This window comes from Streptomyces netropsis (assembly GCF_014203545.1).
Lineage (GTDB): Bacteria > Actinomycetota > Actinomycetes > Streptomycetales > Streptomycetaceae > Streptomyces > Streptomyces netropsis.
The window spans coordinates 292,104-312,220 of sequence record NZ_JACHJG010000007.1 but is presented as its reverse complement, the minus strand read 5'-3'; the positions used below and the strand labels follow the sequence as shown (position 1 = coordinate 312,220).

The window sequence follows — 20,117 nt, the reverse complement described above, 5'->3', positions numbered from 1 at the left end:
TTCTACGGGGTCAGTGCCCGACCGTCACGGGCTCGCGCTCGGCGGAGAGGGGGGTGGACCGGGTGGACCCGGCGGCGATACGACCGCCACGGGCGCCCGTGCGCCGCTCCAGCGAGGCCGACACGAGGGCCAGGACCAGCGCGGAGGCGGCCATCAGGGCGCCGACCCAGTTGGGCGCGGTGTAGCCGAAGCCGGCGGAGATGACGACGCCACCGAGCCAGGCCGCGATCGCGTTGCCGAGGTTGAAGGCGCCGATGTTGACGGCGGAGGCCAGGGTCGGGGCGTCGGCGGTGTGGTCCAGGACGCGCTTCTGGAGCGGCGGTACGGACGCGAAGCCGAAGGCGCCGATCAGCGGGATGGCCACGGCAGCCGCGATCTTGTTGTGCGCGGCCAGCGGCAGCAGGGCGAGCACGATCGCGAGCGAGCTCAGCGTCACGTACAGCAGGGGCATCAGCGCCCGGTCCGCGTACCGCCCGCCGACGAGGTTGCCGACGAGCATGCCCACACCGAAGAGGACGAGCAGCCAGGTGACCGAACCGGGCGCGTAGCCCGCGACCTCGGTCATCATCGGCGTGACGTAGGTGCTCATGGTGAAGACGCCACCGAAGCCGAGGACGGTCATCGCCATCGCGAGCAGGACCTGCGGGTTGCGGAAGGCGGCCAACTCGCCGCCGATGCGGCCCGCTTCGGGCTTCGGCTGCTGCGGGACGAGCGCGGCGACACCGGCCAGACCCAGGACGCCGAGGCCGGCGATGATGAAGAAGGTGACGCGCCAGCCCGCGTGCTGGCCGACCAGGGTGGACATGGGCACGCCCGCGACGGTCGCGGCGGTCAGTCCGGTGAACATCATCGCGATCGCACCCGCCTTCTTCTCCGGTGCGACGAGCCCGGCGGCCACGATCGAGCCGATGCCGAAGAACGCTCCGTGTGCGAGCGAGGCGACGATCCGGCCGGCCAGCATCACCTCGAAGACGGGGGCGACGGCGGAGAGCAGATTGCCCGCGATGAACAGCCCCATCAGGACCATCAGCATCCGCTTGCGCGAGACGCGCCTGCCGACGATGGCCAGCAGCGGGGCCCCGACGACGACGCCGAGGGCATATCCGGTGGTCAGGAAGCCGGCTGTGGGGATGGAGACGCCGAAGTCCGCGGCGATGTCGGGCAGCAGGCCCGTGATCACGAATTCGGTGGTGCCGATACCGAAGGCGCCGATCGCGAGCGCCAGCAGAGCGAGAGGCATGACGGGGGTGTCCTTCAGACAGTGAGGGAGATGGGGGACGGACGCGGTTCGCTGCGCTCGATCCTTCGTTGCAAGCGAACCTTACGAGCGTCGACAATAATTGCAGACGCGGGTTAATTGCAAGCGCGGGCTATTGCGCAAGCGAGCTATCCTGTTTCCGAAGACGACACGGACGCACGACGACGCGGTCGCACGAGGCGACACGGACGCACGACGCGCGTACGACGCAGAAGGCGAAGGAGGGAACGTCATGTCCCGCACCCCGGACCCCGCCCTGGTCGGCCTGGCGCAGGGCTGGTGCGCGCTCTCCGCGCTGCACGGGCGGATCGAGGCGCACATCGAGCGCGCGCTGCAGGCCGGGCACGAGCTGAGCGTCCGCGAGTTCTCCGTGCTGGACGTGCTCAGCCGCCAGCACGACGGCGAGGGCGGCCACCTGCGCATGAACCAGGTCGCCGACGCGGTCGTCCTCAGCCAGAGCGCGACGACCCGCCTGGTCAACCGCCTGGAGGACCGCGGCCTGCTCACCCGCTACCTCTGCCTCACCGACCGCCGCGGCATCTACACCGACGTCACGGACGCCGGCCGAGCCCTCCTCGCCGAGGCCCGGCCGACCAACGACGCCGCGCTGGGCGAGGCGCTGCGGGAGGCGTCGAAGCGCGCGGAGCTGGCACCGCTGGTCGCCGCCGTGGAATCGCTCTCGCCGGCCGCGTAGCGCGGGTCTCTCGGACGAGCACGGCATCGAACGCAGGGCGGGCAGGGTTTCCGGCCCGCCCTGCGTTCGAGGACACGGCGCGCAGCCGTTGAGTCACCCCGCAGCGGAGCGCTGCCGCTGCCCCGCCCAGAACAACCCCTTGGGCCGCGCGCCCCGCCCCCGTTCCGTTCTTGATCGACTATGACCGGATCCCGAGCGCTAGGGTCCGGATCATGAGCGACATAGAGATCAGGCCCGCGACCGCCGGCGACATCCCCGCCATCGTCGCGCTGCTGGCCGACGACGCCCTCGGCGCGAAGCGCGAGTCCCCCGACGACCTGACGCCCTACCGCGCGGCCTTCGCCCGCCTCGTCGACGACCCCAACCAGCACCTCGTCGTCGCCGTCCGCGACGGCCGCACGATCGGCACGCTCCAGCTCACGGTCATCCCGGGGCTGTCCCGGCGCGGCGCGACGCGGTCGGTCATCGAGGGCGTCCGCGTCCACAGCGACGAGCGCGGCAGCGGCCTCGGCACGCGCTTCATCGAGTGGGCCATCGACGCGTCACGCCGTGAGGGGTGCCAGTTGGTGCAGCTCACCTCGGACGCCACACGGATCGACGCCCACCGCTTCTACGAGCGGCTCGGCTTCGAGGCGTCGCACCTCGGCTTCAAGTACCAGCTCTGATCAGGCACAACAGCTCGATCAGGCGTCGCTACGGGCCCGGGCCCGCTCGCGGTGGGCCCGCTGACGGCAGGCGCCCCCGCAGTACCGGGCGGGCCTGCCCGTACGCGCGGAGGGCACGGGCCCGCCGCACATCGCACATACCACCGCAATCCGGGTTTCGTTACGGCTTGGCCCGGCCTGCGCCGGTAGTTTCGTCACACCTCGCCCCGGGCGAAGACTGTCGCACACCAGCGCGGTGACCCTCCCGGGCTGCCCGTCCGGGCCCCGGCGCAGCTCCATCGAGAGACACCCGACGAGCAGCGTCATCACATCGCCGATCAGCACGTCTTTCCGTACTGCTCCCGCTTTCTGAGCACGCGTCAGCAGTACCGCCAGGGCCTCGCGGAAGTCCCGCTCCACGCCCGGCGTCGGCTCGAAGCGCCCCTCGGCGCTCGCCTCCAGCGCGTCACAGAGCGCCTTGTTCCGGGCCGACAGCCGCACCACCGACGCCAGATAGCGAAAGAACACCGCTCCCGGGTCGGCCGCGTCCGTCAACTCCCTTGCCGTGTCGGTGAAAAGCCTGATCCTGTCCACCACCGTCGCCCTGAACAGGGCTTCCTTGGACGGGAAATGACGGTAGACGGTCCCGGCACCCACCCCCGCGCGACGGGCGATCGCGCCGAGCGGCACCGCCAACCCGGCTTCCTCGAAGGCGGATCGGGCCGCTTCCAGGACGAGCGCCCTGTTGCGCCGGGCATCCGCCCTGCGCCGCGGAGCGGGCGGCACCGGTGATGCCGGCGGCTGTCTTCGCTGTGCCATCTGGGAGCTCCACGTGCGGAATGACGAAACGGGATCGAGGTTCCGATTCTATCCGCACGTCTGAACAAGGGGCTGTGAGCCACGAACGGGGCGATGTACGCCGAGGAGCGGGCTACGCAAAAGGCCGCTGTCGGCGCGAAAGCGCGGACAGCGGCCTCGGAAAGTGGTGCGTGAACCGCTAAAAGCGGGTCATATCGGGTGGATCAGTCGGCGATCACGGCGTCCCACGCCGTTCCGGCGGCCTCCAGGGCCTCGCCCACGGCCACCGTCTCGACGCCCATCGCGCGCAGACCCTCGCCCAGCGCCGCCAGCGAGGCCAGCACGACGGCGCGGTCCGCCGCGAGACCGTAGTGGTTGACGCGGATCATCTCCTTGGCGAGCGCGCCGGCCGCCGCCTGCACGGGCACGGCGGCGTCGGCCTTGAGGGCCTTCGCGACGATCTCGCGGGCGTCGACGCCGTCGGGGGCGCGCAGCGTCGTGGCGGCCGGGGCGGCGTCCTGGTCGCGGACGACGTAGGGGGTGAGGGAGCCCAGGGCCCGTACGCCCGCCCTGGTGGCCGCGGCGGCGGCGCGGTGCCGGGCGATGACGGAGTCCAGGCCGTCCGCCTCGATGCGGTCGACGGCCTGCTCCAGGGCGAGCATCTCCAGCTGCGCGGGGGCGTGCGGCAGGGCCGTCCGGCCGCCGTCGATCCACCGCTCCTTCCAGTCCAGGAGGGAGAGGTAGGAGCGGCGGGGCGCCTGCTCGTTGGCGGCTATCCGCTCCCACGCGCGGGCACTGACCGACACGGCCGAGACTCCGGCCGGTCCCGCCATCGCCTTCTGCGCGCCGATGACGCACAGGTCGACGCCCCACTCGTCGGTGAGCAGCGGCTCGGCCGCCACGGAGGCGACGGCGTCGAGCATCAGCAGCGCGCCGTGCTCACGGACGACGGCCCCGATCTCGGCGACGGGGTTGGTGTTGCCGGTGGCCGCCTCCGCGTGGACGAGGCTGACGAAGTCGATGGCCGGGTGCGCGCGCAGCGCGTCGGCGACCTGTCCGGCGTCGACCGCACCGCTGAAGGGCGCGTCCACGGTGATCACCTCGGCGCCGCAGGAACGCAGCCAGCCACCGAAGGTCTCGCCGTACGGGCCGGTGATGATGTTCAGCGCGGTGCTGCCGGGGCGTACGGCCGAGCGGATGCACGCCTCCAGCGGCAACAGGGCCTCGCCCTGCATCGCGACGACGCTCTCGCGCGTGCGCATCAGCGCGGCGACCTTGTCCTCGATGCGCGCGAAGTGCCCGGCGCCGAGCGGCGCGAGGTCGAGCAGGACCGGTGCGGTGTTCGCAGTCACGGTGGCCTTCCGGGGTCTGTAGCGCCGTGTCCCGGCGCCCGCCAATCTCCCCACGACCCTACGTCCGCCCGGCCGTCGGCGCAGAGGGCGCCGGGGGCCTCTCCGCGTGCGCGGCACCGGCCCGGCGGACCGTCCCTCGGACGCGGCTCTTGGACGCGGCTCTCCCTGCGTCGCCCCGGAGCGTCGGCACCCGACGACAACGCCGGCGGATCTTCATGGATCAGCGAGCGGCGTCCGGTGCGTACGCTCGCACGACGGAGGGGTCGCCCTCGTTACGGGCGCACTCGGGCGAACCCGACAACACCATGTGCGTGCCGGGCGCCCGGGAGCCCGCGAACATCCGCCGGACAGGCCCTAACGCCAGCCGCCCTCGTCCACACCGCCCGGCACGGCGTCGCCCGGCTCATAGGGCTCGCGCGTGAACACGAACGTGCCGATGTCCAGGTGGCTCGGCGCCCCGGCGGCCGTCCGGACGGCGCGCAGGGTCTCCCCCGTGTAGTACCCGTCGAGCCCCGTCCAGGTGCCGTCCGCCTCCGCGCGGAACCGCGCCCCGCGGCCGCCGCGTCCGAGCGGCGACAGCTCCAGCCCGCGCCCGGCGCACAGCCGCAGCGCGAACGGGGTCGCGCCCCAGTACCAGGGGCCGGTCAGCTCCAGCAGCTCCGGATCGACCTCGTCGAGCGGCCGCCAGGGCGCCGGGATCCGGGGCTCGTGGTCGGCGACGGTGCCGACCAGGTCGGACGCCAGGGCGGAGACCTCGAAGCCGTTGGTGAGGTTGGCGAGCGCGACGCCGGCCAGGGACTCTTCCGGGCTCACCCACAGCGCCGACACGAAGCCCGGCATGGAGCCGCAGTGACCGAAGAGGACTCGACCGTTCTGACGGGTCATCTGCACCCCGAGCCCGTAGCCCGTCACCCACTGCGGGTCCTGCGGCCCGACCGCCGGAACGCGCATCTCCGCGAGCGACTCCGCACCGAGCACCCGGTCGTCACCGTCCAGGAGGAAGGCCGCGAAACGGCACAGATCCGCCGCCGTGGACCACAACTCCCCGGCGGGAGCCATCCGCCCCGTGTTCACGGCGGGCTCCGGAAGCAGCGCGTCCGCCCAGGGGTGCACGGCCCATCCCGCCGCGTGCGGAGCCTCGGGGCCGAGCGTCGTACGGTCCATGCCGAGCGGCTCCAGCACCTCCCGGCGCAGCACCGTGCCCCAGTCGTCTCCGCGCAGCCGCTCGACGAGCGCGCCGAGCAGCGCGAAACCGGGATTGGAGTAGTGGTGCAGCCTGCCCGCCGGGTGGCGCTGGGGGCGCTCGCCGAAGATGTCGGCAAGGTCGGGGCGCAGTGCCCCGTCCGTGCGCTCCCACCACGGGCCGCGCGCCTCGGCAGCGAGCCCGGAGGTGTGGGCGAGGAGCTGGGCGATGGTGGCCTCGCCTCCCTCGGGGGTGTCGAGGTGCTTGCCCAGCGGGTCACCGAGGTCGATCAGGCCCTCGTCGCGCAGCCGCAGGACCAGCACGGCGACGAACGTCTTGGTGAGGGAGCCGATCCGGTACTGCGTATCGGCTCCCGGCACCTGCCCGTCGACCGCGCCGTACCCCTCGGCCCACACCATGCGTCCCTCACGCATCACCGCGCCCACCATGGAGGGCGCGCGGCCGTTGTTCTGACCGACGGCGAGGCGGTGCAGGAGGGCACGGCGCGTGGCGGGGAGCAGCTCGGCGAACTGCTCCTTCGACGCGGGTACTTCGTACGAGGCTGTCATGAACCGCACCCTAGCCAGGGCCCGCCGGACCGCCCAAAGGGGTTTCGCACGGCCGCTGCCGCGGGCTGGCCTTGACGCCGACGTCAAGGTCTACGGTCGTGCCCATGCGCATCGGGGAACTGGCTCAACAGGCGGGCATCACCACCCGCACCCTGCGGCACTACGAGTCCCTGGGACTCCTGCCCGCCCGCCGCACCGGCAACGGCTACCGCACGTACGACGAGGAGGATCTGCGCCTCCTGCGGCAGATCCGCACCCTCGCGGACTTCGGTTTCGGCCTGGAGGAGACCCGGCCGTTCGTGGAATGCCTACGGGCCGGCCACCCGGCCGGCGACTCCTGCCCGGCCTCGCTGGAGGTCTACCGCCGCAAGCTCGCGGAACTCGACGACTGCATCGAGGACCTCCAGCGCGTACGGGCCGAGGTCGGTGCCCAGCTGGCCCGCGCCGAGCTGGCCCGCGCCGCACTACAAGCGGAGGCCGATATTCCGGGCGGTCCGCCGCCCCGTTGCGCCTTCACCCCGCCCGACACCGCACCAGGGAGCAGCAAGCCATGACCAGCACGGCAACAGACACACCCGTCATCCCGGTCACCGACGCGACGTTCGCGGCCGAGGTACTGGCCTCCGACCTGCCCGTTCTCGTCGACTTCACCGCCGCCTGGTGCGGGCCGTGCCGCATGATCGCGCCCGTACTCGCGGAGCTGGCGGAGGAGGAGGCCGGGCGCCTCAAGATCGTGAAGCTCGACGTGGACGCCAACCCGGCCACGCAGGCCGCCTACGGCGTCCTGTCCATGCCCACCCTTCTCCTCTTCCGCGCGGGCGAGCCCGTGAAGTCCGTCGTGGGCGCCCGCCCCAAGCGCCGTCTGCGCCAGGACCTCGCGGACGAACTCCCCTGGCTCGCCCCCCGCTGACGGACCCCGCGGCCGATAGACGAACGCGGCCGTCCGGCTACGGCAGACCGGGCACCGCCGCCGCTGCCGTGGCCAGCCGGGCGAGGGCGGCGGCCTCCCCGCTGCCCTCCTCGGCGCTGAACACGTGCACCACCAGACCCGTCTCACCGGGCGCGGCCGGCACGTGCAGCGTCTCGAAGTCCAGGGTGAGCAGCCCCGCCACCGGGTGCCGCAGCCGCTTGCGGCCCGCCGCGCACATCACGACCTCGCCGCTGTCCCAGATCCGCCGGAATTCGGTGCTGCCCGCGCCCAGTTCGGAGATGAGGCCGGCCAGTTCCACGTCGTCGGGGTAGCGCCCCGCGGCGACCCGCAACTGTCCCACGGCCTCCGCCGCCCTGTCCTCCCACTCGGGATGGACGAGGCGGGAGGCGGGGTCGAGGAAGAGGAACCTGGCGTTGTTCCGGTCGCGGCGGGCCGGGTCGGCCAGGCCGCCGATCAGTTCGGAGCCCAGGCCGTTCCAGGCCACCACGTGGAGGCGGTGGTCCGTCGCGAAGGCCGGCAGATCGGTCATGGCGTCGAGGACCCGTTGCATCAGGGGGCTGACCCGGGCCCTGGGCGCCGGGCCGCGCCGGGCGCCGGCGAGGGTGGCGAGGTGCCCGCGCTCCGCCGCGTCGAGGCCGAGCGCCCCGGCGAGCGCGTCGAGCACCTCGGGGGACGGCTGGGTGGCCCGGCCCTGTTCGAGACGCACGTAGTAGTCCACGCTGATCCCGGCGAGCTGGGCCAACTCCTCGCGGCGCAGCCCGCGCACCCGTCGGCGACGGCCGCCGGTGAGCCCGACGTGCTCCGGCGCGACGCGCCCCCGGCGGGCGCGCAGAAAGTCGCCGAGCGCCCGCTCGCTGTCGCCGATCCCGCCGATGCGCTCATTGCGCTCAGCACTCTCAGTGCGCTCGATACGCTCGACGCGTTCAGTGCGCTCGATGTGGTCCACCCCGTCCATGCGCTCAAGTATGGGTGGCCCTCGCAGTACCAGGACTGCCGTTCCGCCGCCGGTCAGGGTGCTGGCTGCCCGTCGGCGCCCGGGAGAACGTAGCGGCATGAACGCAGCCACGCCGCAGCAGCAGAAGAAGATCCTCGTCGTCAGCGCCCACCCGGACCCCCGTTCGCTCAACTCCGCTCTCACCGGCTTCGCCGTAGAACACCTGCGCGCGGCGGGCCACGAGGTTCAGGTGTCGGACCTCTACGCGATGAAGTGGAAGGCGACGGTGGACGCCGACGACTTCCCCGACCACGTCGCGGACGAGCGACTGAACGTGATGGCCGCCTCCGAGCGCGCCACCCTGGCGGACCGGCTGTCGCCCGACATCGCGGCGGAGCAGGAGAAGGTGCGCTGGTCGGACGCGGTGATCCTGCAGTTCCCGCTGTGGTGGTTCTCCACGCCCGCGATACTCAAGGGCTGGATCGACCGGGTCTTCACCAGCGGGTTCGCCTACGGCCCGCAGGTCCCCCCGCCCTACAGCGAGGGCACCCTGGGCGGACGGCGTGCGCTGGTGTCCGTGACGGCCGGCGCCCGGGAGTCGTCCTTCTCCGACCGGGGCATCCACGGGCGGCTGGCCGACGTCCTCCACCCGGTGCAGCACGGCCTGTTCTGGTTCACCGGCATGACGCCGCTCGAACCGTTCGCGGTATACGGAGCGAACGACCTGCCGGAGGAGCGGTTCGAGGCGGCGAAGCGGGAGTACGCACGTCGGCTCGACGGGCTCTTCACAGACGCGCCGATCCCGTTCCGCTCACTCGTCGCCGGCGACTACGACCACGACATGCGGCTGCTGCCCGGCGTCGAGACCCAAGGGATGACCGGGCTGGAGATGCACACCCACCCGCGCGGCTGAGCGGCCCGGGCTACCGGCCCGGCTCGTCCGTCGCGTGGGGAAGCAAGGGGAACAGCCGGGTGATGAGGGCCACCGGCCGGGCGCCGTCAGGCCGGGCCAAGGGGCGTTGTTCGCGGTCCTGGTAGGGGGCGAGCGCCCGTCGGACGACGTCCGCGACCCGGCTCATTTCCTCGGGGGTCAGGTACGTGACGGCGCTGAACGCTTCGTCGTTGCGCCATTCGGCCGGCGCTTGGTCGCGCTGGGCGAGCCAACGCTGCCAGCTCTCGTCCTCCAGCCCCCGGGCCAAGTCGCCGAACTGCTCCTCCTCGGGAGCGCCGGTCGTGGAGTCGTGCTGCCTCAGGCGCCAGGGGCGTGCGCGCCCCCCGTGGTGCGGGGCTTCCTCGATGTGTCCGTGACGTGCGAGCTGCCGCAGGTGGAACGAGCAGAGCCCGGAGCTGTAGCCCAGCCGGACGGCGGCCTCGGTCGCCGTGACGGTGCCGACTTCGGCCAGCAGGTCCAGCAGCGCCGTGCGGACCTCGTGCTCGCGCAGTTCGTCGCCGGTGTCCCGGGGCTGTCCGGGCTGGGAGTTGAGGTCGTCTTCAGTCACTTTGCAAAGTCTGCTACTTTGCAAAGATCTTGGCAAGAGGGTCCTTGCCCGGAGGTACCAGGCCGCGTGCCGCCCCCGGCGGGCGTGGCCTGCGCAGAAGAGGGAGACAGCGATGTCCGTTCATCACGACCGGTTACGTCCCGTGGACCGGCGGGTCCGTGTGCAGGGCCGACCCGTCGACTCGTATCCCGCTCTGCCACCGGAGGTGGCACGGGGTTCGGTGCGCCGGGTCACGGTGGTGGGCGAGGAGATCCTGAGCCGACCGTGCCAGGAGGTGACCGAGTTCGGAACTCCGGAACTGTCGGCGTTGATCGACGACATGTTCCTGACGATGCACGTGGCCGACGGTGCCGGCCTGGCCGCCAACCAGGTGGACGTCGACCTGCGGCTTTTCGTGTACGACTGCCCGGACGACGACGGGATCCGGCATGTCGGCCACATCATCAACCCGGTTCTCGACCTGCCCGATCCGGGTAGCCGCCGCCTCGTCGACGAATTCGAGGGCTGCCTGTCCGTGCCGGGTGCCACCATGACGGTGTCCCGTACCGATCGTGCCGTCGTCCGCGGACTCGACATGGACGGCAATCCCCTCGTCATCGAGGGCACGGGCTACTTCGCGCGGTGCCTCCAGCACGAGACCGACCACCTCTTCGGCCACACGTATCTCGACCGGCTGTCCAAGCGGGACCGCAAGGACGCGCTGCGCCAGATGGCGGACCGCCGCGAGGACGTCTTCGCGCAACGCGTGGTCAAGGCAGCCCAGTTGAGCCGCTGAGCTCACTCCTCCGACTCGGCCGCCACGATGCCCAGCAGTCCGGGAAACCGCTGCTCGATGTCGGCCCGGCGCAGGCTGGCCATCCGGCTGTTGCCCCGGTCGACCTGCCGGATCAACCCGGCCTCGCGCAGTGCGCGGAAATGGTGCGTGACGGTCGCCTTGGAGACCGGCAGCCCGAAGGAACTGCACGTCCGCGCCGCGCCGTCGGGTTCGGCCGCCAGCTCACGCACCACGCGGCGGCGCAGCGGATCCGCCAGTGCGGCGAGTACCGGGCCGAGCTCGATCTCCTCGACGTTCGGGTGGCCTTCGTCATCGGGCATTCGGAACACTCCCTTCAGGTATGGATTGCATCGTACCTACAAGTTGGGTAGCGTCCGGCAGGTACGAGATCAGTCGTACCTGTCAGGGAGAGAACCCCGTATGCCTCAGCCATTCGCACTCGTCGGCACCGCTCATCCCAAACCCGAACGAGCCGAGGAGTTGAAGCAGCTTCTGCTCTCGTTCGTCGAGCCGACCCGGCAGGAATCCGGCTGCCTGGAGTACCACTTCCACGAAGATCGCAACGACCCCGGCGCCTTCGTCTTCTACGAGGCCTGGCGCTCCCAGGCCGATCTCGACGCCCACCTCGCCCTCCCTCACATGCAGGCCTTCTGGGAGCGGCGCATGGACTACCTGGAGACGGACCTCGACATCCGCTTCCTCACCATGCACAGCCCCTACGAGCCGGCCGACCGGACCGGAGCGCAGCCTCCGGCAGCCCGGTGACGCCGCGCCGTTCATGAACGCCTCCACCGACCTCGCCCCTGTCCGGGATTCCCGGGCAGGGGCGAGGTCGGTGGAGGTGGAGGGGCGGCGTAGGTCGACGCGGTGTCGGGGTACGCCGCCCTCGGGCGGAAGGAGTTGCGGGAGGCTGCCCGCGCTGTCACGGCGGTTACTTCGGGTCCTGGTTGAACTTCGAGGTCGACCAGAAGTAGCCGAGCACCGTGAGTCCCAGGCACCAGGCGACCGCGAGCCATCCGTTGTGGCCGATCTCGGTGCCGAGCAGCAGTCCGCGCAGGGTCTCGATGGCGGGCGTGAACGGCTGGTACTCGGCGATGGGCTGGAACCAGCCCGGCATTCCGTCGACGGGGACGAAGGCGCTGGACAGGAGCGGCAGGAGGATCATCGGCAGCGCGTTGTTGCTGGCGGCCTCGGCGTTCGGGCTGATGAGGCCCATGCCGACCGCGATCCAGGTGAGTGCCAGGGCGAAGAGCACGAGCAGTCCGAACGCGGCCAGCCATTCCAGGACCGTGGCGTCGGTGGACCGGAAGCCGATGGCCACGGCGACGGCGCCGACGAGGACCACGCTGGCGATCGATTGCAGCACGCTGCCGATGACGTGCCCGATGAGCACGGAGCCGCGGTGGATCGCCATGGTGCGGAAGCGGGCGATGATGCCCTCGGTCATGTCGTTGGAGACCGACACCGCGGTCCCGATCGTGGTGCTGCCGATGGTCATCAGCAGGAGGCCCGGCACGAGGTAGGCGATGTACTCGGAGCGGCCGCCGCCACCGATGCCCGCGCTCATCACGTCGCCGAAGATGTAGACGAAGAGCAACAGCAGCATGATCGGCGTGAGCAGCAGGTTCAGAGTGAGGGACGGGTAGCGGCGCGCGTGCAGGAGGTTGCGGCGCAGCATCGTGGACGAGTCGCGCAGGGCGAGGGAGAAGGCGCTCATCGGACTGCTTCCTTGGGCTGGTTGGGCACGGTGGTGCCGCTGGTCAGGGCGAAGAACACGTCGTCGAGGTCGGGGGTGTGCACGGTGAGCTCGTCGGCCTCGATGCCGGCGGAGTCGAGCCAGTCGAGGAGGGAGCGCAGCTCGCGCTGGCTGCCGTCGCTGGGGATCTGCAGTGACAGCGCCTCGTCGTCCCGGGTGGTCTCGCGCAGTGCGGAGGCGGCGGACCGGTACGCGGCAGGGTCGGTGAAGCGGAGCCGGACGTGCCCGCCGGGGATGAGGCGCTTGAGCTCCTCGGCGGTGCCCTGGGCAGCGATCCTGCCGTCGTTGAGCACGGCGATGCGGTCGGCGAGCTCGTCGGCCTCCTCCAGGTACTGGGTGGTGAGGAAGACCGTCACCCCGTCGGAGACGAGCTCGCGGATGATCTGCCACATGTTGTGACGGCTGCGCGGGTCGAGGCCGGTGGTCGGCTCGTCGAGGAAGATGATCCGCGGGCTGCCGACCAGCGTCATGGCGATGTCCAGACGGCGCTTCATGCCCCCGGAGTAGGTGGAGGCGGGCTTCTTCGCCGCCTCCACCAGGTCGAAACGCTCCAGCAGCTCGGCAGCGACCCGCCGCCCCTCACGCTTGGACAAGTGGTGCAGGTCCGCCATGAGGAGCATGTTCTCCTCCCCCGTGATCAGCCCGTCGACAGCGGAGAACTGCCCGGTGACACCGATCGCGCCACGCACCGCCTGCGGGTCGACGGCCAGATCGTGGCCACCGATGTGGATGCTGCCGGTGCCGGGGTCGGCGGAGACGAGGGTGGAGAGGATCTTGACGGCGGTGGTCTTGCCGGCGCCGTTCGGGCCGAGCAGGGAGAAGATCGTTCCTTCGGGGACGGCCAGGTCGACGCCGTCGAGGACGACCTTGTCACCGTAGGACTTGCGCAGCCCGTTCGCCGCGATGGCCAAGCTGGTCATGGTGGTTGCTCCTTGGAGGCTACGGGTCAGAGGCTGCGGGCGGCGATGTCGCCGTGGGCGGTGGTCGCGTGGATGTTCAGGGCGGCGTCGCCCTCGGCGTTCTTGAGCGAGTTGTGAATCCGGCCGTAGCCGGTGCCGGCGTCCAGGGAGGCGGAGACACCGCGGGCGGCGCCGACCGAGATGTCGCCCTGCTGGGCGCTCAGGGTGACCGTGCCGCTCATGGCCTCGGCGATGTGGATGCCGCCCCGCTGGGTGCTGATCTCCGCGGGACCGCCCAGGCGGCCGACCGAGACGTCACCGTCGAGAACGGTCAGGCGGACGCTCGCGGCCTCGTCGAGCTTGACCGGGCCCTGCGCGCCCTCGAAGACGACGTCGCCGAGCCGCCCGACGCCCCGGAACTCGGCGGCGGCCGCCTTCGCCTCGACCCGGGAACCCGCGGGCAGCTGGACCGTCACCTCGACCGACCCGGACGGGCCGAAGTACTGGTTCTTCGCGGCCGGGGCCGCGATCCGCAGGACGCCGTCGCCGTATTCGACCGTGATCTGCTCGGCCGCCTTCACATCGCGGCTCTTCGCGGCGTTGGCGGGCAGGACCTCGACCGTGGTGTCGGCGCGGTGGGCGGCGATGAACCGGACGCTCCCGGCGGGGATGTCGAGGACGGCGGCGATCGGGGCGGTGGTGGCGAACTTCTGCATGATGTTTTCCTTCAACTCGTTGTTTCCGATGAGGGAAAAGCTACGTTGCGTTCGAACTTCCCGCAACAACTTCGTTGCGCGTAATCATCATCATTGCAGGTCAGAGCCATAAAGTCGTTGCAATGCCCTTGCTGGGTAACGCAACGTCAGCCATCCGTTCGTTGCAATGGAATGGAAGTGAACGCTATACTGGAGGAGCCAAGGGGCACGAAGGATCACAAAGGAGACCGCGATGCCGGGAGGCAGACTCACCCAGCAGGAACGTCAGCAGATCGCGCTGGGACTGGCCGACGGCCTCGCCTACGCGGAGATCGCCAGACGCCTCGATCGCCCGACCTCGACCATCACGCGCGAGGTCATGCGCAACGGCGGCCCCACGGCCTACCGCGCTGACCTGGCCCACCGCGCCACCGAACGCCGCACCCAACGGCGCAGGCAGGCCACGCCCCGGGAGGCGGAGGCGCTCCCGCAGGCCTACGGACGCGATGCCGGGGCGGTGCGCGAGTACGAGGAGGTGTTCACCACCGTCATGATGGCGTCGGGCATGCCCACGATGATGTCGAGGGTGCTGGCCTGCCTCACCCTCACCGACGCGGGCAGCCTCACCGCGTCCGAACTCGCCCAGCGCCTCCAGGTCAGCCCGGCGTCCATCTCCAAAGCGATCACGTACCTCGAGAGCCAAGGCCTCGTCCGCCGGGAACGCGATGAACGTCGCCGCGAGCGCTACGTCGTCGACGACGACGTCTGGTACCAGTCGATGATGGCCAGCGCCCGGTCCATCGCAAAGATCGTCGAAATCGCACGGCAGGGCGTCCCCGTCCTCGGCTCCGGCACCCCGGCCGCCGACCGCCTGGAGAACATCGCCCGCTTCCTCGACTTCGTCTCCGAGAGCACCGCCCGCGCCGCGAAGCAGGCCCGCGAGATCCTCCACGCGGAACCCGGAACGCCCTCAGGCGGCACTGCCGAGCCGAGTTAGAACGCGGCTGGACCAGCCGGTCCTGATGGTCACAGCCAGTGGCGCCCGCGCCGGTCCGTCCGCGTGAGACCGACTCACGGAATGCTGGCGCCATGCGGAAATTGATCTACGGCATGAACCTGACCCTGGACGGCTACATCGCCGCGCCCGGCGACGACATCGGCTGGAGCGTGCCGAGCGGCGAGCTGTTCCAGTTCTGGTCCGACCAGTTGCAGGCGACCGACCTGTCGCTGTACGGGCGCAAGCTGTGGCAGACGATGAGCTCCTACTGGCCGACCGGCGGCCGGCAACCCAACGCCACCCCGGCGGAGATCGAGTTCGCGCGCCGCTGGCTGGACATGTCGAAGGTGGTGTTCTCCTCGACGATCGACAAGGTCGACTGGAACACCCGCCTGGTCACCGGCGACGCGGTCGCCGAGATCACCCGGCTCAAGGCCGAGGACGGCGGCCCGATGGACATCGGCGGCGCGACGCTCGCCGGGGCGGCCATGCGGGCCGGGCTGATTGACGAGTACGTGCTGGCCACCGCGCCGGTCCTGGTGGGCGGCGGCACGCCGTTCTTCACGGCGCTGGACAACTGGGTGAACCTGAACCTGGTGGAGACGCGGACGTTTCCCTGCGGCGTGATCCTGACCAGGTACGAGACGAGGCGCTGAGCGCCCGTCCGGGAGTCACGGGCCACGTGCTCCGCGGGTGACACCCGAGGAGCCGGCTCGGTTGCGCCGCGCACGCGCCCTCATGGACCGCGAGTACGCCGAACCGCTCGACGTACCACTGCACCCGCCTCGGTCAGGCTCCCGCCATGTCCACGAAGCGGGAGTAGTGGCCCTGGAAGGCCACCGTGATCGTGGCCGTCGGACCGTTTCGGTGCTTGCCGACGATGATGTCCGCCTCACCGGCGCGCGGTGACTCCTTCTCGTACGCGTCCTCGCGGTGGAGAAGGATGACCATGTCGGCGTCCTGCTCGATGGAGCCCGACTCACGGAGGTCGGAGACCATCGGCTTCTTGTCCGTGCGCTGCTCGGGGCCACGGTTCAGCTGCGACAGGGCGATGACCGGCAGCTCCAGCTCCTTGGCCAGCAGCTTGAGGTTTCGGGACATGTCCGAGACCTCTTGCTGGCGGCTCTCGGCGCGCTTGGCGCCACCGGCCTGCATCAGCTGCAGATAGTCGATGATCACGAGCTTGATGCCGCTGCGCTGCTTGAGCCGCCGGCACTTCGCGCGGATCTCCATCATCGACAGGTTCGGCGAATCGTCGATGAACAGCGGGGCCTCGGACACATCGGGCATCCGCCGCGCGAGCCGGGTCCAGTCCTCGTCGGTCATGGAGCCGGAGCGCATGTGGTGCAGCGCCACCCGGGCCTCTGCGGACAGCAGACGCATCGCGATCTCGTTGCGGCCCATTTCGAGCGAGAAGATCACGCTCGGCATCTTGTGCTTGATCGAGCAGGCTCGGGCGAAGTCCAGCGCCAGGGTCGACTTACCCATGGCGGGACGGGCCGCGATGACGATCATCTGGCCGGGGTGCAGACCGTTCGTCAGGGAGTCGAGGTCGGTGAAGCCGGTGGGGACGCCGGTCATCTCACCACTGCGCGAACCGATGGCCTCGATCTCGTCGAGCGCGCCCTCCATGATGTCGCCGAGCGGCAGATAGTCCTCGCTGGTGCGCTGCTCGGTGACCGCGTAGACCTCGGCCTGGGCCTTGTTGACGATGTCGTCGACGTCGCCGTCGGCCGCGTATCCCATCTGCGTGATCCGCGTGCCCGCCTCGACCAGGCGGCGCAGCACGGCCCGCTCGTGGACGATCTCGGCGTAGTACTCGGCGTTGGCCGCGGTCGGGACGGACTGGACCAGGGTGTGCAGATACGCGGCGCCGCCGACGCGGGTGATCTCGCCGCGCTTGGTCAGCTCGGCCGCGACGGTGATGGGGTCGGCGGGCTCGCCCTTGGCGTAGAGGTCGAGGATCGCCTGATAGACGGTCTCGTGCGCCGGGCGGTAGAAGTCGTTGCCCTTGAGGACCTCGACGACGTCGGCGATGGCGTCCTTGGAGAGCAGCATGCCGCCGAGGACGGACTGCTCGGCATCGAGGTCCTGCGGGGGGACGCGCTCGAAGCCGCCCTGGGAGGACCAGGAACCGCTGTCGTCGCCGCCGCGGTCGTGCTGCGCGGCCTGGTCACGGCGGCCGCCGCCGTCGCCACGGCGAGGGCGGGAGACCGGGAGCCGGTCGCTGGGGCCGGCGTCCGCCCAGGGGTCGTCCATGGGCTCGGGGATGCTCACCCCGCCACCTCCTCCCGTCCGCGACGCGGACCTCGCCGTGCCACTCTTTCTTACGGCACGGCTCTGACAATTAGGACGCCCGACTCCGGTAATGACGCGTCGAGTTCGTGTCGGTCTCGCAAGGTTTCCGAGACGGGAACAGACGGTGGGCGCCGGTCCACGGTAGGCCCGCGGGCACCGTCAGCCAATCTGGTTATCCACAGGGCATGTGGATGAAGGCCCCCATCCTGTGGAGAAGTCCGTGGAACCTGTGCACGGCACGGGGGAAACCACTGTGGACAAACACACAATCACTTGGCTCCCACCCCTCTGACCTGCGCTTTTAACATCCACGGGCTGTTGAGGAGAAAAACTTTCCCGGCTGGCCGAAGATCACGACAAACGACGCAGAGAAGATCACCCACAGCAGCGAACGGTAAGGGTCACGGGATAGTTGCACCAATTACCTGTGGAAGATTACATTGGGGCCCATGACCCAGGCCCACATACGCGACCGGCGCGGCCTCCGCCGGCACGACCGCGAGATCGTCGCCCTGGCCGTGCCGGCCTTCGGCGCCCTCGTCGCGGAGCCCCTCTTCGTGATGGCCGACAGCGCCGTCGTGGGCCACCTGGGCACCCCGCAACTCGCCGGACTCGGCGTCGCGGCGGCGCTCCTGACGACGGCCGTCAGCGTCTTCGTCTTCCTCGCGTACGCCACCACCGCCGCCGTCGCCCGCCGCGTCGGCGCCGGTGACCTCCCGGCCGCCATCCGCCAGGGCATGGACGGCATCTGGCTCGCCCTCCTGCTCGGCGCCGCCGTCATCGCCGTCGTCCTGCCCACCGCCCCCGCGCTGGTGGAGCTCTTCGGCGCCTCACCGACGGCCGCCCCCTACGCCACGACCTATCTGCGGGTGAGCTCGCTCGGCATACCCGCCATGCTCGTCGTGCTCGCCGCCACCGGCGTGCTGCGCGGCCTACAGGACACCAGGACCCCGCTGTACGTCGCCGTCGGCGGATTCGCCGCCAACGCCGCGCTCAACGTCCTCCTGGTCTACGGCGCCGGCCTCGGCATCGCCGGCTCCGCCTGGGGCACGGTCATCGCCCAGTGCGCCATGGCCGCCGTCTACCTCGCCGTCGTCGTACGCGGCGCACGACGCCACGGCGCTTCGCTGCGCCCCGACGCCGCCGGCATACGGGCCTGCGCCCAGGCCGGGGTGCCGCTGCTCGTCCGCACCCTCTCGCTGCGCGCCGTCCTCATGATCGCCACGGCGGTCGCGGCCCGGCTGGGCGACACCGACATCGCCGCCCACCAGATCGTGCTGACCCTGTGGAGCCTGCTCGCCTTCGCGCTGGACGCCATAGCCATCGCGGGACAGGCGATCATAGGCCGCTACCTCGGGGCGGACGACCCCGACGGAGCGCGCGCCGTCTGCCGCCGCATGGTCCAGTGGGGCATCGGCGCGGGCGTGGTGCTCGGGGTGCTGGTCGTGGCCTCACGCCCGGTGTTCGTCCCGCTGTTCACTTCCGACCCGGCCGTACGGGACGCACTGCTTCCCGCGCTCCTGGTCGTGGCGCTCAGCCAGCCCGTCGCGGGCGTCGTCTTCATCCTGGACGGCGTCCTGATGGGCGCCGGTGACGGCCCCTACCTGGCCTGGGCGATGCTGCTGGTCCTCGCCGCCTTCGCGCCCGTCGCACTGCTCGTCCCCACGTTCGGCGGCGGGCTGACGGCGCTGTGGTGGGCGATGACGCTGATGATGACGGTCCGCATGCTGACCCTGTGGACCCGCACCCGCTCCGGCCGCTGGCTCGTCACCGGCGCCGTGCGGTAGCGCTGCGCTGAAGCGGTAGCCCTGCGCGAGCGAGGCGACCACAGAACCCTGCGACGGGCCCTGTGCCCTGCCCTGCTGCCCGCCGTCCCCCTCCGGCTGGACACGGCCTCCCGCGTCCGGGCCTTCTCGTATCGCCACGGCGGGATCGGCGACGGCGGGATCGGCGACGGCGTCACCCGCGGAGGCGGACGACCCTACGGTTCCCCGTCCTGCCGACGCCCCTGCCGCAGCGCCCCCAACGGCGAAGGGCCGCACCCCCGAGGGGGTGCGGCCCTTCACATCGACTCAGTCGAGCGCAGCGATCAGGCGGCGACGACGTCGATGTTGACCTTGGCGACAACGTCGGCGTGCAGACGCACGGTCACCTGGTGCGAGCCCAGGGTCTTGATGGGCGAGCCCACCTCGACACGACGCTTGTCGACCTTCGGGCCACCCGAAGCCTCGATCGCCGCAGCGATGTCGGCGGGGGTGACGGAGCCGAACAGACGGCCGGCGTCGCCGGCGCGGGTGCCAAGGTTGACCTTGACGCCCTCGAGCTGACCCTTGACCTCGTTGGCCTGCTCGATCGTCGCGATCTCGCGGATCTTGCGACCACGACGGATCTGCGCGACGTCCTTCTCGCCACCCTTGGTCCAGCGGATCGCGAAACCACGCGGGACCAGGTAGTTGCGAGCGTAACCGTCCTTGACGTCAACGACGTCACCGGCGGTGCCGAGGCCAGAGACCTCGTGGGTGAGGATGATCTTCATTTTTCGGTCACCCTTCCCTTATCGCGCGGACGAGGTGTAGGGCAGCAGCGCCATCTCACGGCTGTTCTTCACGGCCGTGGCGACGTCACGCTGGTGCTGAGTGCAGTTGCCGGTCACGCGACGGGCACGGATCTTGCCGCGGTCGGAAATGAACTTCCGCAGCATGTTCGTGTCCTTGTAGTCCACGTAAGCGGTCTTGTCCTTGCAGAACGCGCAGACCTTCTTCTTAGGCTTGCGCGGAGGCGGCTTCGCCATTGTCTCTCTCCTGTGTGATCAAGAAGTTTTTGTGCTGTCGCCCC

General features: G+C 70.7%; 23 protein-coding genes. 10 read left to right on the top strand and 13 right to left on the bottom strand.

Annotated elements, in window-relative coordinates; all coding sequences use genetic code 11:
- Window positions 1-10: 10 nt before the first annotated feature.
- Window positions 11-1,240 carry an MFS transporter gene (locus tag FHS38_RS18930; RefSeq protein ID WP_184734855.1) on the bottom strand — a complete coding sequence of 410 codons (1,230 nt, stop codon included), beginning with the start codon at window positions 1,238-1,240 and terminating at the stop codon, window positions 11-13.
- Between the two features lie 250 nt (window positions 1,241-1,490).
- Here FHS38_RS18930 and FHS38_RS18925 point away from each other — a divergent pair, with 250 nt between their 5' ends.
- Window positions 1,491-1,952, top strand: a complete 462-nt coding sequence (locus FHS38_RS18925; RefSeq protein WP_184734853.1) for a MarR family winged helix-turn-helix transcriptional regulator — start codon at window positions 1,491-1,493, stop codon at window positions 1,950-1,952.
- Between the two features lie 212 nt (window positions 1,953-2,164).
- On the top strand, window positions 2,165-2,617 hold the full coding sequence (locus FHS38_RS18920) for a GNAT family N-acetyltransferase (protein WP_184734851.1): 453 nt from the start codon (window positions 2,165-2,167) through the stop codon (window positions 2,615-2,617).
- Window positions 2,618-2,635: 18 nt separating this feature from the next.
- Here FHS38_RS18920 and FHS38_RS18915 read toward each other — a convergent pair whose 3' ends face one another.
- The 3 genes from FHS38_RS18915 to FHS38_RS18905 all read right to left on the bottom strand — a co-directional run bounded on the left by FHS38_RS18915 (window position 2,636) and on the right by FHS38_RS18905 (window position 6,498).
- Window positions 2,636-3,415: a TetR/AcrR family transcriptional regulator gene (locus FHS38_RS18915; RefSeq protein WP_184734849.1), complete on the bottom strand. Its 780-nt coding sequence runs from the start codon at window positions 3,413-3,415 to the stop codon at window positions 2,636-2,638.
- Between the two features lie 203 nt (window positions 3,416-3,618).
- Window positions 3,619-4,746: a pyridoxal-phosphate-dependent aminotransferase family protein gene (locus FHS38_RS18910; protein WP_184734847.1), complete on the bottom strand. Its 1,128-nt coding sequence runs from the start codon at window positions 4,744-4,746 to the stop codon at window positions 3,619-3,621.
- A 354-nt stretch (window positions 4,747-5,100) separates the two neighbouring features.
- On the bottom strand, window positions 5,101-6,498 hold the full coding sequence (locus tag FHS38_RS18905; RefSeq protein ID WP_184734845.1) for a serine hydrolase domain-containing protein: 1,398 nt from the start codon (window positions 6,496-6,498) through the stop codon (window positions 5,101-5,103).
- Window positions 6,499-6,602: 104 nt separating this feature from the next.
- Between FHS38_RS18905 and FHS38_RS18900 the strand changes: the two genes are divergently transcribed.
- Together FHS38_RS18900 and trxA are read left to right on the top strand one after the other, a co-directional pair.
- Window positions 6,603-7,052 (top strand): MerR family transcriptional regulator, encoded by a 450-nt coding sequence (locus FHS38_RS18900; RefSeq protein ID WP_184734843.1) that lies wholly within the window; start codon window positions 6,603-6,605, stop codon window positions 7,050-7,052.
- A complete protein-coding gene (gene trxA, locus FHS38_RS18895) occupies window positions 7,049-7,408 on the top strand; it encodes a thioredoxin (RefSeq protein WP_184734841.1) in 360 nt (119 codons plus the stop codon). The genes FHS38_RS18900 and trxA overlap by 4 nt, the downstream gene beginning before the upstream one ends.
- Window positions 7,409-7,445: 37 nt before the next feature.
- Here the strand turns inward: trxA and FHS38_RS18890 are convergent, their stop codons facing one another.
- Window positions 7,446-8,384: a helix-turn-helix domain-containing protein gene (locus tag FHS38_RS18890; RefSeq protein WP_184734839.1), complete on the bottom strand. Its 939-nt coding sequence runs from the start codon at window positions 8,382-8,384 to the stop codon at window positions 7,446-7,448.
- Between the two features lie 97 nt (window positions 8,385-8,481).
- Between FHS38_RS18890 and FHS38_RS18885 the strand changes: the two genes are divergently transcribed.
- A complete protein-coding gene (locus FHS38_RS18885) occupies window positions 8,482-9,276 on the top strand; it encodes an NAD(P)H-dependent oxidoreductase (protein WP_184734837.1) in 795 nt (264 codons plus the stop codon).
- 10 nt (window positions 9,277-9,286) lie between these two features.
- On the opposite strand, the gene FHS38_RS18880 is transcribed toward FHS38_RS18885, so the two are convergent.
- Entirely contained in the window at window positions 9,287-9,862 is a 576-nt protein-coding gene (locus FHS38_RS18880) for an ArsR family transcriptional regulator (RefSeq protein ID WP_184734835.1), read from the bottom strand.
- 112 nt (window positions 9,863-9,974) lie between these two features.
- Between FHS38_RS18880 and def the strand changes: the two genes are divergently transcribed.
- The gene (gene def / locus FHS38_RS18875) at window positions 9,975-10,637 is read left to right on the top strand and encodes a peptide deformylase (protein WP_184734834.1); all 663 of its coding nucleotides are present in this window, start codon (window positions 9,975-9,977) and stop codon (window positions 10,635-10,637) included.
- Window positions 10,638-10,639: 2 nt separating this feature from the next.
- Here def and FHS38_RS18870 read toward each other — a convergent pair whose 3' ends face one another.
- Window positions 10,640-10,957 carry an ArsR/SmtB family transcription factor gene (locus FHS38_RS18870; protein ID WP_184734832.1) on the bottom strand — a complete coding sequence of 106 codons (318 nt, stop codon included), beginning with the start codon at window positions 10,955-10,957 and terminating at the stop codon, window positions 10,640-10,642.
- A gap of 100 nt (window positions 10,958-11,057) precedes the next feature.
- Here FHS38_RS18870 and FHS38_RS18865 point away from each other — a divergent pair, with 100 nt between their 5' ends.
- Window positions 11,058-11,402 (top strand): putative quinol monooxygenase, encoded by a 345-nt coding sequence (locus FHS38_RS18865; protein ID WP_184734830.1) that lies wholly within the window; start codon window positions 11,058-11,060, stop codon window positions 11,400-11,402.
- A 166-nt stretch (window positions 11,403-11,568) separates the two neighbouring features.
- On the opposite strand, the gene FHS38_RS18860 is transcribed toward FHS38_RS18865, so the two are convergent.
- The 3 genes from FHS38_RS18860 to FHS38_RS18850 are packed head-to-tail and all read right to left on the bottom strand — an operon-like array spanning window position 11,569 to window position 14,008.
- On the bottom strand, window positions 11,569-12,354 hold the full coding sequence (locus tag FHS38_RS18860; RefSeq protein WP_184734828.1) for an ABC transporter permease: 786 nt from the start codon (window positions 12,352-12,354) through the stop codon (window positions 11,569-11,571).
- Window positions 12,351-13,313: an ATP-binding cassette domain-containing protein gene (locus FHS38_RS18855; RefSeq protein ID WP_184734826.1), complete on the bottom strand. Its 963-nt coding sequence runs from the start codon at window positions 13,311-13,313 to the stop codon at window positions 12,351-12,353. Before FHS38_RS18855 ends, FHS38_RS18860 begins: the two co-directional genes overlap by 4 nt.
- A gap of 26 nt (window positions 13,314-13,339) precedes the next feature.
- Window positions 13,340-14,008, bottom strand: coding sequence for a DUF4097 family beta strand repeat-containing protein (locus FHS38_RS18850; protein WP_184734824.1), 669 nt, complete (start codon window positions 14,006-14,008; stop codon window positions 13,340-13,342).
- A gap of 232 nt (window positions 14,009-14,240) precedes the next feature.
- Here FHS38_RS18850 and FHS38_RS18845 point away from each other — a divergent pair, with 232 nt between their 5' ends.
- Window positions 14,241-14,984, top strand: coding sequence for a GbsR/MarR family transcriptional regulator (locus tag FHS38_RS18845; protein WP_184734822.1), 744 nt, complete (start codon window positions 14,241-14,243; stop codon window positions 14,982-14,984).
- A 92-nt stretch (window positions 14,985-15,076) separates the two neighbouring features.
- Window positions 15,077-15,640 (top strand): dihydrofolate reductase family protein, encoded by a 564-nt coding sequence (locus FHS38_RS18840; protein ID WP_184734820.1) that lies wholly within the window; start codon window positions 15,077-15,079, stop codon window positions 15,638-15,640.
- Window positions 15,641-15,773: 133 nt separating this feature from the next.
- On the opposite strand, the gene dnaB is transcribed toward FHS38_RS18840, so the two are convergent.
- On the bottom strand, window positions 15,774-17,261 hold the full coding sequence (gene dnaB, locus FHS38_RS18835) for a replicative DNA helicase (protein WP_184734818.1): 1,488 nt from the start codon (window positions 17,259-17,261) through the stop codon (window positions 15,774-15,776).
- Window positions 17,262-17,731: 470 nt separating this feature from the next.
- On the opposite strand from dnaB, the gene FHS38_RS18830 reads away from it, so the two are divergent.
- Window positions 17,732-19,069, top strand: coding sequence for an MATE family efflux transporter (locus FHS38_RS18830; RefSeq protein ID WP_184734816.1), 1,338 nt, complete (start codon window positions 17,732-17,734; stop codon window positions 19,067-19,069).
- Window positions 19,070-19,371: 302 nt separating this feature from the next.
- Here FHS38_RS18830 and rplI read toward each other — a convergent pair whose 3' ends face one another.
- Both rplI and rpsR read right to left on the bottom strand, forming a co-directional pair.
- Window positions 19,372-19,818 carry a 50S ribosomal protein L9 gene (gene rplI, locus FHS38_RS18825; RefSeq protein ID WP_184734814.1) on the bottom strand — a complete coding sequence of 149 codons (447 nt, stop codon included), beginning with the start codon at window positions 19,816-19,818 and terminating at the stop codon, window positions 19,372-19,374.
- An 18-nt stretch (window positions 19,819-19,836) separates the two neighbouring features.
- The gene (gene rpsR, locus FHS38_RS18820) at window positions 19,837-20,073 is read right to left on the bottom strand and encodes a 30S ribosomal protein S18 (protein WP_004950692.1); all 237 of its coding nucleotides are present in this window, start codon (window positions 20,071-20,073) and stop codon (window positions 19,837-19,839) included.
- Window positions 20,074-20,117 lie beyond the last annotated feature (44 nt).

Bases quoted from the DNA above. Each gene is read 5' to 3' on its own strand.
- FHS38_RS18930 (WP_184734855.1), bottom strand. From the start codon at position 1,240: ATGCCTCTCGCTCTGCTGGCGCTCGCGATCGGCGCCTTCGGTATCGGC.
- FHS38_RS18925 (WP_184734853.1), top strand. From the start codon at position 1,491: ATGTCCCGCACCCCGGACCCCGCCCTGGTCGGCCTGGCGCAGGGCTGG.
- FHS38_RS18920 (WP_184734851.1), top strand. From the start codon at position 2,165: ATGAGCGACATAGAGATCAGGCCCGCGACCGCCGGCGACATCCCCGCC.
- FHS38_RS18915 (WP_184734849.1), bottom strand. From the start codon at position 3,415: ATGGCACAGCGAAGACAGCCGCCGGCATCACCGGTGCCGCCCGCTCCG.
- FHS38_RS18905 (WP_184734845.1), bottom strand. From the start codon at position 6,498: ATGACAGCCTCGTACGAAGTACCCGCGTCGAAGGAGCAGTTCGCCGAG.
- FHS38_RS18900 (WP_184734843.1), top strand. From the start codon at position 6,603: ATGCGCATCGGGGAACTGGCTCAACAGGCGGGCATCACCACCCGCACC.
- trxA (WP_184734841.1), top strand. From the start codon at position 7,049: ATGACCAGCACGGCAACAGACACACCCGTCATCCCGGTCACCGACGCG.
- FHS38_RS18890 (WP_184734839.1), bottom strand. From the start codon at position 8,384: ATGGACGGGGTGGACCACATCGAGCGCACTGAACGCGTCGAGCGTATC.
- FHS38_RS18885 (WP_184734837.1), top strand. From the start codon at position 8,482: ATGAACGCAGCCACGCCGCAGCAGCAGAAGAAGATCCTCGTCGTCAGC.
- def (WP_184734834.1), top strand. From the start codon at position 9,975: ATGTCCGTTCATCACGACCGGTTACGTCCCGTGGACCGGCGGGTCCGT.
- FHS38_RS18870 (WP_184734832.1), bottom strand. From the start codon at position 10,957: ATGCCCGATGACGAAGGCCACCCGAACGTCGAGGAGATCGAGCTCGGC.
- FHS38_RS18865 (WP_184734830.1), top strand. From the start codon at position 11,058: ATGCCTCAGCCATTCGCACTCGTCGGCACCGCTCATCCCAAACCCGAA.
- FHS38_RS18860 (WP_184734828.1), bottom strand. From the start codon at position 12,354: ATGAGCGCCTTCTCCCTCGCCCTGCGCGACTCGTCCACGATGCTGCGC.
- FHS38_RS18855 (WP_184734826.1), bottom strand. From the start codon at position 13,313: ATGACCAGCTTGGCCATCGCGGCGAACGGGCTGCGCAAGTCCTACGGT.
- FHS38_RS18850 (WP_184734824.1), bottom strand. From the start codon at position 14,008: ATGCAGAAGTTCGCCACCACCGCCCCGATCGCCGCCGTCCTCGACATC.
- FHS38_RS18845 (WP_184734822.1), top strand. From the start codon at position 14,241: ATGCCGGGAGGCAGACTCACCCAGCAGGAACGTCAGCAGATCGCGCTG.
- FHS38_RS18840 (WP_184734820.1), top strand. From the start codon at position 15,077: ATGCGGAAATTGATCTACGGCATGAACCTGACCCTGGACGGCTACATC.
- FHS38_RS18830 (WP_184734816.1), top strand. From the start codon at position 17,732: ATGACCCAGGCCCACATACGCGACCGGCGCGGCCTCCGCCGGCACGAC.
- rplI (WP_184734814.1), bottom strand. From the start codon at position 19,818: ATGAAGATCATCCTCACCCACGAGGTCTCTGGCCTCGGCACCGCCGGT.
- rpsR (WP_004950692.1), bottom strand. From the start codon at position 20,073: ATGGCGAAGCCGCCTCCGCGCAAGCCTAAGAAGAAGGTCTGCGCGTTC.